Source organism: Frankia sp. EI5c (genome assembly GCF_001636565.1).
Classification (GTDB): Bacteria; Actinomycetota; Actinomycetes; order Frankiales; family Frankiaceae; genus Parafrankia.
In genome coordinates, this window is the sequence record NZ_LRTK01000004.1 from 16,869 (window position 1) to 31,662 (window position 14,794).

Sequence of the window (14,794 nt, forward strand, 5' to 3'; positions counted from 1 at the left end):
GTCAGGACGCCCGCCGGCGGGCATGCAACACAGCGTCACGCACCACGAGCTCACCCCCACCAGACACCGCGACCGGCCGGGGACGGGCCTGCGCCACCAGCACCTCCCACCCCGCCGGATCCAACAACCCCGCCAACTCCCGCGCCTCACACAGCATCCCGGCCCCCGGACGCGGCACACCCAACGCAAGATCAGCCGGATCGTGCCCCACCACCAGCAGCGACCCACCCGGCGCCACCACACCGCACAACCGCGCCACCATCGCCCGCCGCCGGTCCGCCGCCAGGTGCAGGAACTGCGCCGACACCAGATCGAACCGGGTCTCGAACCGCGACACCCGCCGCGCGGCAGGAGCGGGGGCAGGAGCGGGGGTGGAGGCGGGCGGGGCATCCAGACCGGACCAGGTCATCACATCGGCCCGCATCCACATCACCCGCGCCGCCACCGCCCGACCGAGGCCCACCGCCTGCGCCTTCCCCCGCCGCAACGCCGTCGCCGAGAAGTCCACCGCCAGCACCTGCCAGCCACGCTCCGCCAACCACAGCGCGTCCGCGCCCTCCCCGCACCCGACATCCAGCGCCCGCCCCGGCGCCAACGCACCCACCTCCGCCACCAGCTGGCTGTTCGGACGCCCACTCCACTCCACCTCCCGAGCGGCGTACCACGCCTCCCAGGCGTCCTCATCCATAACCATCTCGCCCGTCCCGCCGCTCAACACACCGTCCACCATGGCACCCAGGATCCCCCGCACGCAGCCGCCACCCCACCCNCCGCACCCCACAACGAGCACAACGAATCCGAACCGGGCAGGCCAGGAAGAGCCGCACCCGAACAGCCGCGCACCATGACGAACCCGCCTGCGCGCCGCGCGTGCCGCACACGATCAGCCACCCACCCCATCCGGTAGAACCGGAGCATGAGCTCGGCCGACGGCACCGCCACCACCCTGGAACAGCACACCCCAACCGGCCCGACCGGACCGGAGGCGACCGGCGAACCGACCACACCGCCACCACCGGCCCCAACCCCGGCACCGGCACCCGCCACAGCACCGGCACCCGCCCCGACCCCGGCCACAGCACCGGCCCGCTGCGCGTTCCCAGACTGCGACCGCCCCACCGCCGCCACCGACCGCCCCGGCCGGCCCCCCGCCTACTGCGACGACCCCGCCCACAACCGGCTCGCCGCCTACCGCCGCCGCCGCGAACTCGCCCGCCGCGACACCACCCCCACCACCAGCCCCGACCCGGCCAGCGGACGCCCCACCACCCACCGGCCCCTCGCCGCCGGCCGACTCCGCGCCGACGAACTCGCCGGGCAGATCCGCACCCTCGCCACCGACCTCACCCACTCCCTCGACGCCTTCGCCCGCGAAATGGCCAGCCTCGGCGACGTCGCCCGCGCCGAAGCACAGGTCGAAGCCGCCGAAGCCGACGCCGCCGAACGGGTCGCCGAAGCCGTCGCCCGCGCCGTCCGCGCCGAACAGACAGCCCGCGCCGAACAGACCAGCCGCACCGAAGCCGAAGCAGTCGCGGCCGAAGCCGTCGCCGCCCTCGACGACGCCGAACAGCGCCTCACCGCCAGCCAGGCCGCCTACGCCCAGGCCATCGCCGCCGCCGACACCGCCCGCGCCCAGGCCGCCGCGGACCTCACCGCCGCCCGCACCGAAGCCGAAAGCCGCATCCAGGACGTCCGCGACCGGGCCGCCGCCGACCTCGACCGCACCCGCGCCGACGCCGCCGCCGAAACCACCCGCATCCGCGCCGCCGCCGAACGTGAACGCACCGAACTGACCGCCGAACGCGACCGGCTCACCGCCGAGCTGCGCGCCGCCGAACAAGCCGCCGAACGCGACGCGGCCACCATCGCCGAGCTGCGCGCCGACCGCGACCGCCTCCGCGACGACGCCCGCCGCGAACGCGACGACCTCACCCGCCGGCTCACCGCCGCCCAGACCGAGACAGCCCAGGTCCGCGCCGCCGCCGCGGAGGAACTCGACCGCGACCGCGCCGCCGCCATCGACCTGCTGGAACGAGTCCGCGGCGAAGCGGCGGCCCGCCTCGCCGCCGAACAGCAGACCGCCGCCGAACGCCTCGCGGCCCTCGCCGACGCCCGCGCCCGCGCCGAACGCGCCGAACGGCAGGCCGACGAACTCGCCGCCGAACTCCGCGCCGCCCGCGCCCGCCTCCTGCCCCAACCGGCCCAGCCAGCCGGAGCATCCGGCCCAGCCGGATCGCCCGAACCGACCGGGTGACCGCCCGCAGACGCACCGGTCAGCCCAGCAGGCCGGCAGGCCCGCGAGCCATCAGCCCAGCAGGCCCTCGACAAGATCGGCAGCGCGCGGCGTACCGCCCTCGGCCCGCGCCTCGGCGCGCAGCAGGGCCAGGCGGCGAGCAACCCGCGCGTCGGTGACCAGCTCCCACAACGCCGCCCGCAGCCCCTCGCCACACCCACCCATACCGGCGTGCGTGACGAAGGCATCCGCCTGCGCCAGAATCGCCCGCTGCGGCACCCAGGAATGCACCTGCACATTGGACGGAATGTCGCCGAGCTCCCGCGGATCGGTATACCTGCCGATCTGCAGCACCACGGCCCAACCCGGAAGGTCACCGAAAGCCGCGAGGCAGCGGCGGTAGAACTCCGGCTGCCGGGTGTACGCCGAACCCAGCGAGATCAGCAACACCTTCTCCCCGCCCGCCGGCCGGGCCCAGCTGTCGCCCGCGCCCGCCGTCAGGTCGAAGCAGGGCCCGACGAACGTCACCCGGGTGGTATCGACCCGATCGAGTCGCGGCTGCATCGCCCGGGGGATCAGCGCGAGGGCCCGCGCGGGACGTCCGGAAAACGCGTCCACATCGGTGGTCGACGCCCCGCACCCGGCCAGCCAGCGCGCGAACCTCGCCCGGTATGCGTCCGCGCCCGGCAGCAGCGCCTGCTGCGCCGCGACTTCCCGGTCATAGCCCTCCCAGGCCACGATCGTGGGGGACAGCTGCAAGACCGGCCGGCCCNGGGACTCGGCCAGAGCACGCGCGGCGTAGGCGCCGATGTCGTACAGGTACAGGTCCGCGGGGTCGTGATCGTAGTGGGCGCGCAGCTGGGGAAGTGCCTGAACAGCGTCGTCGAGGAACAGCCCCATCGCGGCGATCGGGTCCTCGGGCCACCAGCTCGCGGATGATCTCAAGGCTGGGCAGGACATGACTGACGGCCGGAATGCCGACCATCGCGATATGGGCACGGCGACGGGACATGAACGATCACTCATTTCAGATCAGATCTACGGCGAAGACGCGAGGACACAAAGACGCGAGGACACAAGGCCAGGCAGGGCACGCCGACGGCTCCGAGGAACTCGGCGAACCTGGCCCGCGGCGCGCAGGGGCCTGCTGCGGACGCGCGGGGAGAAGCCGGGAGCAGCCGCCCCGGTCGTGTCAGCCGTAGATCTGCTGGAAGTACATGCCGGCGACTCTAGCGGCCAGCAGCCGCCGGGTCACGGTATTTCCACCGGACGCATATCCGGCCGGAGAGCCTCAGGAATCCTTGGATCTTGGAAGGTCTCGCCGGCCGGGTGCGTTTTTCACGCGTCCAGGTTTTCTATGTTTTCTATGTGCACTCAGGTGATGCGAGATACCTCATGATCGAAAATGCATTGCCGGACGGTCAACAATGTTGATTATCTTTCCAGGTGTCATTGCCGGCGACCAGCGCCGCACGCTGCGATCAACCCGCCGGCCGCAGCGTGCGGGCGAACAGCGCCAGCGACATCTCCCAGTGCCGCCGCGCCGCGGACTCGTCGTAGACGGGGAAGTCCACCATCGCGAAGCCGTGCAACGCCGGGAGCACCTCGGCCGTGTAGTCGACCTTCGCCTCGTCCAATGCCGCGAGCAGGCGGGCGTGGTCCGCCGCCGTGTGATGGGCGTCGTCACGGGCAGCGGCCACATACACCTCCGCGCGGATCCCGTCAGCCGCCAGATACGGGCTGGACGGATCCTCCGTCGCCAGCCCACCACCGTGGATCGACGCGGCCGCCGCGACCCGCTCACCGAACGCCGTGGCCGCGGTGAACGCCATCCGGCCGCCGATGCAGTAGCCGATGACCCCCACCGGGCCCGCCTCGGCCGCCGGGTCACTGGCCAGCACGTCCAGCAGGGCGCCGAGGTCAGCCATCACCGCCGCCGGGGTCGCCTTGCCGACGACCTCGCCGAGGCGCGCCCGCTGCGCCGGATCCGCGAAGTTGATCTCCAGGTGGCCGGTGGTCGCCGGACCCGACCGGTGGAAGATGTTCGGCACCGCCGTCAGATAACCCGCCGCCGCGAGCCGCCCGGCCATCTCGAGCACCGTGTCCCGCACGCCGTAGGCATCCGGAATCATGATCACAACCGGTGCCGGGGCACCGTCGGCCGGGCCCTGGAGAAAGACCTCCATCGTCCCGTCGGGTGTCGCGACCTCACGCCGGGAAACCGCCATACCGCCACCTTCACCTTTCGTTCACCGCACCGCTGGGTCCGGGTTCCGGGGCGGACCCGGCAGCGTTGCCGACCCAGAAAGCATCTACCAGCAGCCTTTCAGGATGTCACCCGGCCGCCAGTCGCTCAGTCGATCTTGATTGAGCCGGGCGTAGTCCGTGCTGATCTTTTGGATGGAAGGGGATCGGTGCGATTCGCTGGGTCCGGCAATCGACGAAGATCGAAAATGGCCACCCGGGGCCGTCAACAGTGTTGATTATCTTGCTGGTGACCGGGGAGCTGGCCGCCNCGGTCACCAGCACCGTCACCGGCGGCACGCCGGCCAGGTCACTCGCCGGGTGAGCCCGGTGCGGCCGGTGGCCGCGTGCAGGACACCGCGGCCCGCGGCAGGGTCCCGTCCCGCAGATAGGCCTCGACGGCCCCGTCCACGCACTCACTGCGCCCCGGGAACACGCCGTGCACCCGCGCGCCGCGCAAGGTCACCAGCCGGGAGCCGGTCAGCGCCCGGTGCAGCGCCAGGCTCCCGGCGTACGGGGTCCGGTTGTCCTTCTCCGCGGCCACCACCAGCGCCGGCAGGTCGTTCGCGACCCGCGTCGGCGGCTCCACCGGCCGCACCGGCCAGAACGAGCACGGCGTGATGTTCCAGATCGCCGTCGCCACATGCGGCTGCGCCCGCCGATGCCGGCGGATGTCCGCCAGGTAGTCCCCGACGATCCGGGACGCGGGCACATCACCGCACACCACCGCCAGCTGCGCGCTCAGAAACGCGCTGATCGACTCCCCCGCCAGCCCTCCGCCCCCCGTGACCCCCGCGACCGTGCCCCGGGGGTCACGGGTGCCCGTCGGGCCGCCGCGCGCCGGACCGGCCGTCGGGACACCGCTGAGGAACTCCGCCAAAATCGGGCTCACCACCGGAACCCGCCCGTCCGCGGCGTCCGCCAGCGCACGCACACCCATCGCGAGGATCTCCGCCGCCTCCACACTGTCGTCGACCAGCGACGCGATGAGCAGGCTCGGGATCTCCGCGGAGCCGAAGGCGACGCCGTCCACGACCAACGGCCGGACCGCAACCTCCTCGTAGATCCGGTCCACGGTGCGCAGCACCCGCGCGGCGGTGTCGCCCAGCGCGAACTGCGCGTCACGGCCCGCCGCCCAGTCGGCCCACTCCNGCAGCGCCGCCTCCAGCAGATCCCCGGTGCCACGCAGCACCNGCGGGTTGTACGTCGCCGGATCCACCGCGCTGTCCAGCACGAACCGGTCGACCCGGTCCGGGAACAGCTGCATGTACACCGCACCCAGGTAGGTGCCGTACGAGTAGCCCAGATAGGACGTCCGGCGCGCACCGAGCGCCGCCCGGACGATGTCCATGTCCCGGGCGGTGTTGCGGGTGGAGGCGAACGGCAGCACGTCGGCGTGCGCGGCGCAGGCCGCCGCCGTGGCCTCCTGTATGGCGGCAACCCGGTCGAAGTCGTCCCGGTCAGGCCCGCCGGCCCGCAGCCAGTCCTGCGCCAGCGCGGGCCCGCAGTCCAGTGCCGAACTGCGCCCGACGAACCGCGGATCCGTCCCGACCAGGTCAAACCGGTCGGCCGCGGTGCCCAGCAGCAGACGGATGTCACCCAGCGCGTCCACCACGCCGCCACCGGGACCGCCGAGGTTGACCATCAGCAGTCCACGGCGGTGGTCCTGGTCCACCGCCCGCAGCCGGGACACCCCCAGGGTGAGCGTGCGTCCGTCGGGCTGGGCGTAGTCCAGGGGGACGCTGAGCTCGGCGCACTGCGCTCCGGCATCGTCCAGGTAGGCGCCGGCCGCGTCGTTCGGCCCGACCTGGCACGGGTGCCAGCGCACCGGTTGGCGTTCGAAGGGGAGCAGCTCCGGCCGGAAGCCGGTCACGGGAAGGTCACCGGCCGTCGTCGCCGCGCCGGTTGCCGCGGCGCCGGTGAGGACCGCCGTGCCGGCGAGCGCCGCCGCGACGATCGCCGTACCGCGGTTCAGCGCCCGGCCCGCACCGCGACGCGGGACGCCACCCACGCCGGTTCGAGGGATGGCGGGTCCGGCGTCAGGGCGGTCGGGGCCGCCGCCGGATCTGTCGGATCTGTCGGATCTGTCGTGGAGTCTGTGATGTCTCATCGCCCGCCAGAATCGGAGGGCGGCGGCCTTGTCGCCGAGGTCCCGGGAAACCAGGCGTTTCTACGATGAGGCTGACATGAGAGAGGCTGACATGAGACGGGTCAACCAAGATCGAAAATGGCCACCCGGGGCCGTCAACGCTGTTGACTATCTTGACGAGATCCGCTGGACGAAGTCCTGCTGAGAAGCGCCGCCCCGGCCAGCGGCAGCACCGTCAGCGCCAGCAGGCCGGGGCGATACCCCAGCCCCACCACCAGCGCCGGCACCACCGCGGCGCCGACGAACAGCACGCAGGTGTTCACCCCGACCGCGACGGCGCGCCGCTCCCCCGCCCCCGTGGCCAGCAGCCCGACCAGGCCGGGGACGACCAGGCTCGTCCCCGCGACATAGGCGACGCTGCCGGCGACCATCACCGCCACGCCCCCGATCTGCAGGACGCCCAGCCCCGCGGCCGCGAGCAGGAAACCGGCCACACTCTGCGCCCGCGGTGACCGCCCCAGCCCCGTCCGGGCCACCACCGGGGCCGCCAGCAGCCCGACACAGCCCACCGCCTCGAACGCCAGCAGCAGACCCGTTCCCGCCTGATGGTCGTCCACGAGTCGGGTGTCGACCATGCGGTACATGGCGACGAACGTCCCGAAGACGCCGAACGCCGCCACGAACACCGGCCAGATCCGCCCGTCCCGCAGCAGCTCCGCCACCGACCGGACCAGGCCCTCGCCCGCGCTGGCCACCGGCGGCCCGTCCACGGCCAGGACCAGCCACAGGGCCACCGCCAGCGCACCGTAACCGGCCGCGCTGACCCAGAACACCGCCTCCCAACCCGACCAGGCAAGCAGGCCGGTGCCCAGCAGCTGACCGACGAGACCGGCACCGAGCAGACCCGTGGTCAGCCAGGCCAGCGCCGCGCCCCGCCGGGCCGGGCCGGTGCGCTCCGCGGTGTACACCAGGGCCACCGGCGCGAACATCGCCGCGGCCAGCCCCTGCCCGGCCCGCACGGTGAGGAAGGCGCCGTACCCGCCGGCCAGCGGCGCCACGGCGGTGACGACAGCCAGCACCCCGCTCGCCCCGGCCAGCGTCCGCCGCGGACCAAGCCGCGCCGCGACCGGACCCGCGGCCAGGAAACCCGCCGCGTACGCCAGGGCGAACGCACCGCTGGTCCAGCTCGCCGCCGCGGCCCCGACCCCGAAACGCCGTCCGGTCGGCCCGGCCAACGGCACGCCCACGTACAGGGCGGCTGGAATCAGCAGGGCGCAGACCACCAGCAGGACGGTCACCGAGGCCGCCGCGGGCGCCGCGGTGATGGGGCTGGTACCAGGGGTGGGTCGGGTGGGGCCTGCCCCGGCGCCGGTGGTGGAGCCCGCGGTGGGGACCGTGCTGGTGGTGACGGCGGGCGCGGCCGACCGCCGCGGGCGCGGGGAGGTACGCACACCCATCCCGCGCCTACACCGTCAGCCCGGCGAGCTCGGCGAGCTCTATCGGGCTGACGCTCTCCGCGCCGGCGCGGCGCACGTGCTCGGCGGTGTGATAGCCCCACCGCGCCCACCGGCTCGGCACCCCGGCCCGCACCGCGCCGAGCACGTTGTCCAGATTGTCGTCGACGAACAGCACCCGGTCGGGCCGCCCCGACCGTTCCCGCGCCGCGTTGATCGCCGCGGGCTTGTCCGCGCAGTCACCGATGATCTCCGCGACATGCCCGCGCAGGCCGTGGTGGGCCAGGATCTCCCCCGCCGACACCGCGTCCTTGGCCGTCACGACCACCACCCGCCCGTGATGGCGGGCCATCGCCACCCCGACCTGCGGGTACACCTGGTGGACGTCCAGCCAGCGCCGCGGTGAGCTCAGCCGCAGCCGTGTCCGCACCGCGGTCGCCCGGCGTTCGAAGTCCGCGACGTCGGCGGGCTCGAACGCCGCGAACAGCCGGTCGTACCCCTCCTGGGAGTCGACGGTGCCGGCGTCNGGATGGTGGGCGACCAGGAAACCGCCGAGCGTGCGGGCATACGGCCTGATCCGCCGGAAATCCGCGACGAACCGGTCGGGCAGCACCGCGCCGTCCAGCGTCGGCGCCGCCCCGGGCGGCGCCGGCCGGTAACCGTGCCAGGCCACCACCGCGCATTCGGTGAAGGCGTCACAGATGACCCCGTCGAAATCAAGGAAGAGCATCGTCGTAAGCTCCTTTTCTCCCTGGTGTTCCGGTGAATCCGCTCCNGGCGCACGGACGACGCCGCTCGAGCCGCGGACGAATCGACCCGGCGGGGCGCGGATGGGCAGAACCGTCAGAATCCATCACCACCACCGGGCATCGCCGGGAGACGTGGACCGGAAACGGCTTGCGGAATTAGTTCATTTTCGGTGCTTTCGGGATCCTGGTGCGGCGCCGCCGGACCGCAGGCCCTCGGCCGCGTTCCCGGTCGTCTCCTCCCGGGCCGACCCGGGGGGCGAGCCGGGTCGACCCGGGAGGCCGAGGCCGGCCCGCCGGAACCTTGCCAATGCCTCGCCAGGGCGCTGAACAGCGGTTCTCCCGAGCCTCCGCGGGCCGGTCCATGTGCGCCGGCGCCTCCGCGAGCTGCCGGGCGGGGAGCCGTGAGAGCGGCCGAAGGGGCTTTGTGTGCCTCTCGGGAACAGTCGCTCCCGAAACCGGGAATACCCCCACCAAGGACGTTGTCAAGACCGCTCGGAAAGGAGGTACCTCGAGCCCTTCAGGCGTGCGAACGCCACCCGCAGCTCCGCCGGAAAATGGCTCCGACGGTCTCGGACGAAACCGTCCAGTGGTGTCAGATCACAATTTCTCCGATGACCGGAGCCCCGACGGCTGACCGGATTCCCGACGACCAGAGCCCGGATCCGACGCCCGGGCCCACGCCACGGCGTCCGCGGTTCTCAGCCCGCCGCGGGCAACGGCGCGGCGGCCCGGGCCTCGGCGGTCTCGAACACCGCCCGCATGAACCGGCCGACATAGGCGTAGTAGGAGCAGGTGATGATGTTGCCGTCGACCACGACGTCACTGTCGACGACATGCGCGCCGGCGTTGACCACATCGTCCCGCAGGCCGATGTACGCACAGGCCTTTCGGCCGCGCAGCACCCCGGCACTCACCATGATCCACGGGCCGTGGCACAGCCCGGCGACGATCCGGCCCGACTCCGCCATACCCGCGACGAAGTCGAGCACGCGGCGGTCCTGGCGCACCCGGTCGGGCGCCTCGTGGCCGCCGGTGCAGATCACCACGTCGTAGGCGGCGACGTCGAGGTCGTCGAAGCTGATGTTGGGACTGGCGGTCTTGTCCATCGGCAGCGGGACACCGTACTTGCCGGTGACCGGCTCGCCGTCGCGGGTGGCGACGTCCACCGTCCACCCCTGTTCCATCAGCCGGTAGTAGGTGTAGACGACGTCGTGGTCCTGGAAGCCGGGACCGGTGAGGATGACGGCGCTGCTCATGGCGGATTCCTCTCGGGAAAGACGAACGGGAGCCGGAGAACGACGAAGAACGGCGAAAGGACGGCGGCTCCCGCTACCGACCCCGACTGATCGACAGGTAGTACTTGTCGGTCGCGACACCGTCCCGACCGGTCGCGGTCAGCACGTCGACGCTGCCGTGCACGACGCCGCTCATGCCGATGGGGACGTGGAAGATCTCGATGGGCAGCCGGCGGTAGTACAGGTCCATCCCGGTCCGGATCTCGTAGCTGAACCGGCGATCGGGCGCGAGCCGGCGGATGACCCCGTGCGGGACATGCGGCGCCCGGCGCAGCGGGCTGCTCTCGATGCGGCTGCCCACCGGCTCGTAGGCGGTCGCCGCCCGGTCGTAGCTGTCCGCCAGCCGCACCAGGTCGTACTTGTTCCGCGGCAGTTCCACCTCGACCAGCGCGAGCTGCTCGGATCCGTTGTTGGCGGTGCCGTGGAAGGCCCCCGCGCAGATCCGCACCGATGTTCCCGGGCCGATCTCGAACGTCCCGTCCAGGGTCGAGATCTCGCCGGTTCCGGCCAGGCACAGCAGGTAGGTCACCTTGCGNGGATGCGCGTGCACGGACGTCGCGTGCCCGGGCTCGATCCGCAGCTCCCACACATCGTGGAAGTCGTCGGCGAACACCNGGTACTCGCAGCCCCAGGGCTTGGTGATGTGCTCGTTGAGATGCCCGTGCCGCTCCGGGCGTTCCTGCTGGGCCCGGCCGCCGCGACGCAACAGCCTTTCCAGCTCCCGCACGTCCTTGCCGGACGGCCGGATCACAATACGATCGACTGTCTCGGCGGANCGCTGCCGGACCATCACCACGGAAGAAGACATCGCACCACTCCGATTTACTGTCGGGGGCAGTCCGAGGAGGCCCTGGCTGGCGACCGCCTCGGACCACAAGGTGCCAGGCGAATTCCGATCCGGCCAATAACGAGTTGCCGGCCGGCCATCATCACGGCGATGGCGAAGATTAGTTTCCGACAGCGGTGACGGCTAGCCGACACGGTACGGCGGAACCGTCACAACCATACTCGGGAGAATTCACCACAGGCGGGCCTGCAGCAACAGCCGGGTGTGCACCTCGGCCAGATGGGGCTGGGTCAGCGCGCCGGCCCGGACGGCGAGGAACAGCGTGTTGATCGGCGGTATCTCCGGAGTGTGCAGCTCCCGCAGGGAGCCGGCGGCCAGATGGTCGGCGATGAGGTAGCGCGGCACCACGCCCACCCCGGCACCGGCCAGCAGCGTGGAGATCACCCCGCGCAGGTCGTCGACGGTGACCACCGCCCGCAGCCGGGGCAGCNCGCCGAAGGCGAGTGAGCAGTACTGGTGCACCAGGGAGTCGCCGCTAGACCCGGTGACCACCGCGACGTCCTGCAGCGCGGCGGCGCCGCACCGGGCGAACCGCTGCGGGGTCAGCCGGCACGCCCACCCCTCGGCACCGACGAGGACCAGCTCCTCGTCGCACAGAGCGGTCACCCGCAGCCGGCGGTCCCGGCTGTGGGTGTCGCTGATGACGATGTCCTGGTGGCCCTCGGCGAGACCTTCCAGCAGGGCTTCGGCGGACCCGAGGCTCACCCGGATGCGCAGCCCCTGGCGCACCAGGTCGGCCAGCGAGGGCAGTACCCGCGCCGAGGTCAGTTCCGGCGGGCCGCCGAGGTGCACCACCCGGTCCAGCGGTCCCCCGTCCGCACAGGTACGCGCGATGACGACCCGTTCCAGCGCGTCGACGTGGTCGGCGATCTCGGTCGCCAGCCGTTCCGCGTCGTCGGTGGGCAGCACGCCGCGGCTGGTCCGGTCGAACAGCGGCCGGCCGAGGGCGGTCTCCAGGGCCTTGACCTGACCGGTCACCGCGGGCTGGCTGAGCCCGAGTTCCCGGGCGGCGCGGGTGAGCCCACCGGAGCGGTATACGGCGAGAAAGGTGCGGAGAAGGTCGAGGCCGGGCCCCTGCTGCACGTCTTCCCCCAGCGGTCGGAGTATGTTCCGGCACTTGCCGTTCCTCGTTGTTGCGCAGTCACCGAAATTGCCAGCCCGGTTGGGTGTATCTCACCGCCTCGGCCCGCTCTAGCCACCGCGCATGGCGGAAAGGCCGCCGGGCCGGCCGTTGCCCGCCGGGACGCGGACCGATTATCCCCATGGCGGATCACGACCCGGCGAAGGCACGAGTACACCGGGAAGGTGGTACTTGTCCGACGAAGGCGTCGGCTGCCCGACGGGCGTCCGCATTCCGGGCAGCTGTCGGGATCGCCGCACCCACATCAGCGACATACGCCGCGTTTCCGCGGGACGCGGCGCCGGCCCGGCGCGGCGGTGTCGGCAAGACGACTGGCCGCGGAAGAGAGCATGATCGGGGGGTGGACACGATCCGCAGCTCCGGACCACGGGTCCTCGTCGTCGTGAGCAGCTGGACGCGGCTGGGCGACACCGGCCGCAGCACCGGCTTCTGGCTGCCCGAGGCGGCCTATCCCTGGTGGGAGGCGAGCGCCGCCGGCTACCGGGTCGACATCGCCAGCATCGCCGGCGGCCGCCCCCAGGCCGACGGCGTCGACCACAGCGACCCGGTGCAACGCCTGTTCCTCGGCTCCCCCGACGTCCGGGACGCCCTCGCGCGCACCCCCGCGGTGGACGACGTCGACCCGGCCGCCTACCAGGCGGTCTTCCTCGCCGGCGGCTACGCGGCGATGTGGGACATGCCGCGCAACGCCGCCCTGGGCGCGCTGGTCGCGGCGGTCTGGTCCGCCGGCGGGGTCGTGAACGCCGTCTGCCACGGCCCGGCCGGGCTGCTCCCGGCCCGCCGCGACGACGGCGCCCCGCTCGTCCAGGGTCTGCGCGTCACCGGCTTCAGCCGGGACGAGGAGCACAAGGCGAGCATGGTCGACGTGGTTCCGCTGCTGCTTCCCGACGCGCTTACCGCGCTGGGCGCGCGGTACGAGTCCGGCCGCAGCTACGCGCCCCGGGTGGTGGTCGACTCCCGGGTGGTCACCGGTCAGAACCCCGCCAGCGCGCCGGAAGCCGCCCGCATCACCATGCGGCTGGTGGCGGACGCCGGCCATAAGAATTCTTATGCCCCGGGCGGCGGCGGGCATTAGACGCCGACCACGCCCGCACCTACCGTCGGCTCCGAGAGACTTCAGACGGACAGGTCTTCACCACGGAGAGGCACCGACGATGGCCCCCACCAAGCGGATCCTGATCGCCCTCACCAGCCATGGCGAACTGGGCGCGACCGGCCGGAACACCGGCTTCTACGTCTCCGAGGCCGCCGACCCCTGGAAGGTCTTCCGGGCGCACGGCTACGAGGTCGACCTCGTCAGCACGGCCGGCGGCGAGCCGCCCCGCGACGGCGTCAAGCCGGACGACCCGACCCAGCAGAGCTTCCTCGCCGACCCCGACATCGCCGCCAAGCTGCGCGCCACCCCCACCCCGGCCCAGGTCGACCCGACCCGTTACGACGCGATCCTCTACGCCGGCGGCCACGGCACCATGTGGGACTTCCCCGACGACACCGCCCTCGCCGAGCTCGCCCGCCGCATCTACGAGGAGAACCAGGGCGTCGTCGCCGCCGTGTGCCACGGCCCGGCCGGGCTGGTCGGCATCACGCTCTCCGACGGCCGGCCCCTGGTCGAGGGCAGGAGCCTCGCCGCCTTCACCAACGACGAGGAGAACGCCGTCGGCCTGGCCGACACCGTTCCCTTCCTGCTGCAGAGCCGGCTGGAGAACCTGGGGGCCAAGCACCTGGGCGCCGCCAACTTCCAGGCCCAGGTCGTCACCGACGGCCGCCTGGTCACCGGGCAGAACCCGGCCAGTGCCACCGGGGTCGCCGAGCAGGTCGTCAAGGTCCTCGCCGCCCGCTCCTGATCCGACCCGACCCCCACCCCGCACATCCACTGATCGACAGCGGCCGGGCTTCCGCACATCCGGGAGTCCGGCCCGCCCGGCGGCTCAGACCGTGGGGATGATGCCGCCGTCGACCCGGAACTGCGCACCGGTCAGCCATCCGGCGCGGCCGGAGGCGAGGAACGCGATCATCTCCGCGACGTCCTCGGGGTCGCCGGGGCGCCTCATCGGCACCTGCAGCCGGTCGACGATCTGCCGGGTGACGTCGTCGACGCCGACCCCCTGGCTGTCGGCCATCCGCTGGAGATGGCTGGCCGCTCCCTCGGTGACGACGAAGCCCGGCAGCACGCACACCACGCGCACGCCGTGCTCCCCCACCGCGGTCGCCAGCTCGCGGCTGTAGACGTTGAGTGCCGCCTTCGCCGCGGCGTAGGACGCCTCGGCGGGCTGGGGGAGGTGGCTGGCGATGGAGGACACGTGCACCACGACCCCGCGGCCGCGCTCGACCATCCCGGGAACCAGCTCCCGGTCGAGGCGGACCGCACTGAGCAGGTTCATGTCCAGGTCGGCGAGCCAGGATTCGTCGGACCGCCGAAGGGTGGGCGCCGGCCCGGTGGCGGCGCCGGCGTTGTTGACCAGGACGTCGATGCCCCCGGCCCGCTCCAGCACGCGGCGCCCGAGTTCCGCCGCCCCCGCCGCGGAACGTAGGTCGGCGGGGATGAACGTGGCGAGCAGATCCCGCGGGGGCGCGGTTCGGGCGGCCGTCAGCACGGTCGCACCGGCGGCGGCGAACCGACGGGCCGTCGCCTCCCCCAGCCCCCGGCTGGCGCCGGTGACCAGCACTCGCAGGCCGGCGAGCCCTTCGTCCGCGATCGTCACGGGCGCCTCCCCAGTAAGGTGAACCTGACTCCGGAAACTG

12 protein-coding genes and 7 pseudogenes are annotated in these 14,794 nt (G+C 72.7%); 3 read left to right on the forward strand and 16 right to left on the reverse strand.

Going from position 1 to position 14,794, the window contains the following annotated elements:
• Position 1: 1 nt before the first annotated feature.
• The coding region (locus UG55_RS01505) for a class I SAM-dependent methyltransferase (RefSeq protein WP_313954570.1) at positions 2-769 on the reverse strand (768 nt) is incomplete at its 5' end.
• A gap of 147 nt (positions 770-916) precedes the next feature.
• On the opposite strand from UG55_RS01505, the gene UG55_RS29330 reads away from it, so the two are divergent.
• Entirely contained in the window at positions 917-2,254 is a 1,338-nt protein-coding gene (locus tag UG55_RS29330) for a hypothetical protein (protein ID WP_066061700.1), read from the forward strand.
• 51 nt (positions 2,255-2,305) lie between these two features.
• Here UG55_RS29330 and UG55_RS01515 read toward each other — a convergent pair.
• From UG55_RS01515 to UG55_RS46560, 14 genes and pseudogenes are all read right to left on the reverse strand, one after another.
• A pseudogene (locus UG55_RS01515) lies at positions 2,306-3,005 on the reverse strand (glycosyl transferase); the annotation flags it as partial.
• A 1-nt stretch (position 3,006) separates the two neighbouring features.
• Positions 3,007-3,245 (reverse strand): annotated as a pseudogene (locus tag UG55_RS46105) (glycosyl transferase); the annotation flags it as partial.
• Between the two features lie 469 nt (positions 3,246-3,714).
• Complete coding sequence (locus tag UG55_RS01520; RefSeq protein ID WP_066061702.1) at positions 3,715-4,461, reverse strand: dienelactone hydrolase family protein; 747 nt, start codon at positions 4,459-4,461, stop codon at positions 3,715-3,717.
• A gap of 326 nt (positions 4,462-4,787) precedes the next feature.
• Entirely contained in the window at positions 4,788-5,417 is a 630-nt protein-coding gene (locus UG55_RS31065; protein WP_242423586.1) for an alpha/beta hydrolase, read from the reverse strand.
• A 254-nt stretch (positions 5,418-5,671) separates the two neighbouring features.
• Positions 5,672-6,587 (reverse strand): annotated as a pseudogene (locus tag UG55_RS46110) (alpha/beta fold hydrolase); the annotation flags it as partial.
• 134 nt (positions 6,588-6,721) lie between these two features.
• Positions 6,722-8,023, reverse strand: coding sequence for an MFS transporter (locus UG55_RS01530; RefSeq protein ID WP_066061707.1), 1,302 nt, complete (start codon positions 8,021-8,023; stop codon positions 6,722-6,724).
• Between the two features lie 7 nt (positions 8,024-8,030).
• Positions 8,031-8,546, reverse strand: a 516-nt coding sequence (locus UG55_RS01535) for an HAD family hydrolase (RefSeq protein WP_206779338.1), incomplete at its 5' end; no start/stop codon positions are given.
• A 1-nt stretch (position 8,547) separates the two neighbouring features.
• Positions 8,548-8,750 (reverse strand): annotated as a pseudogene (locus tag UG55_RS46540) (HAD family hydrolase); the annotation flags it as partial.
• Positions 8,751-9,467: 717 nt separating this feature from the next.
• Positions 9,468-10,025, reverse strand: a complete 558-nt coding sequence (locus UG55_RS01540) for a DJ-1/PfpI family protein (RefSeq protein WP_066061715.1) — start codon at positions 10,023-10,025, stop codon at positions 9,468-9,470.
• Positions 10,026-10,098: 73 nt separating this feature from the next.
• Positions 10,099-10,599 (reverse strand): hypothetical protein (locus UG55_RS01545; RefSeq protein ID WP_242423578.1); only part of this gene is annotated, 501 nt, incomplete at its 5' end.
• 1 nt (position 10,600) lies between these two features.
• Positions 10,601-10,678, reverse strand: a pseudogene (locus UG55_RS46545) (hypothetical protein); the annotation flags it as partial.
• A gap of 1 nt (position 10,679) precedes the next feature.
• A pseudogene (locus UG55_RS46550) lies at positions 10,680-10,815 on the reverse strand (hypothetical protein); the annotation flags it as partial.
• 267 nt (positions 10,816-11,082) lie between these two features.
• A partial coding sequence (locus UG55_RS46555) for a LysR substrate-binding domain-containing protein (RefSeq protein WP_396230772.1) occupies positions 11,083-11,341 on the reverse strand: 259 nt, incomplete at its 5' end.
• Position 11,342: 1 nt separating this feature from the next.
• Positions 11,343-11,994: pseudogene (locus tag UG55_RS46560) on the reverse strand (LysR family transcriptional regulator); the annotation flags it as partial.
• Positions 11,995-12,392: 398 nt separating this feature from the next.
• On the opposite strand from UG55_RS46560, the gene UG55_RS01555 reads away from it, so the two are divergent.
• Positions 12,393-13,127, forward strand: coding sequence for a type 1 glutamine amidotransferase domain-containing protein (locus UG55_RS01555; RefSeq protein ID WP_199865000.1), 735 nt, complete (start codon positions 12,393-12,395; stop codon positions 13,125-13,127).
• 79 nt (positions 13,128-13,206) lie between these two features.
• A complete protein-coding gene (locus UG55_RS01560) occupies positions 13,207-13,896 on the forward strand; it encodes a type 1 glutamine amidotransferase domain-containing protein (RefSeq protein WP_066061725.1) in 690 nt (229 codons plus the stop codon).
• Between the two features lie 84 nt (positions 13,897-13,980).
• On the opposite strand, the gene UG55_RS01565 is transcribed toward UG55_RS01560, so the two are convergent.
• Positions 13,981-14,754: an oxidoreductase gene (locus tag UG55_RS01565; protein WP_066061728.1), complete on the reverse strand. Its 774-nt coding sequence runs from the start codon at positions 14,752-14,754 to the stop codon at positions 13,981-13,983.
• Between the last annotated feature and the right edge of the window lie 40 nt (positions 14,755-14,794).

Excerpts from the sequence above, each read along its gene's own strand:
- UG55_RS01540 (WP_066061715.1), bottom strand. The coding sequence starts at position 10,025 with ATGAGCAGCGCCGTCATCCTCACCGGTCCCGGCTTCCAGGACCACGAC.
- UG55_RS01520 (WP_066061702.1), bottom strand. The coding sequence starts at position 4,461 with ATGGCGGTTTCCCGGCGTGAGGTCGCGACACCCGACGGGACGATGGAG.
- UG55_RS01560 (WP_066061725.1), top strand. The coding sequence starts at position 13,207 with ATGGCCCCCACCAAGCGGATCCTGATCGCCCTCACCAGCCATGGCGAA.
- UG55_RS01530 (WP_066061707.1), bottom strand. The coding sequence starts at position 8,023 with ATGGGTGTGCGTACCTCCCCGCGCCCGCGGCGGTCGGCCGCGCCCGCC.
- UG55_RS29330 (WP_066061700.1), top strand. The coding sequence starts at position 917 with ATGAGCTCGGCCGACGGCACCGCCACCACCCTGGAACAGCACACCCCA.
- UG55_RS31065 (WP_242423586.1), bottom strand. The coding sequence starts at position 5,417 with ATGGGTGTGCGTGCGCTGGCGGACGCCGCGGACGGGCGGGTTCCGGTG.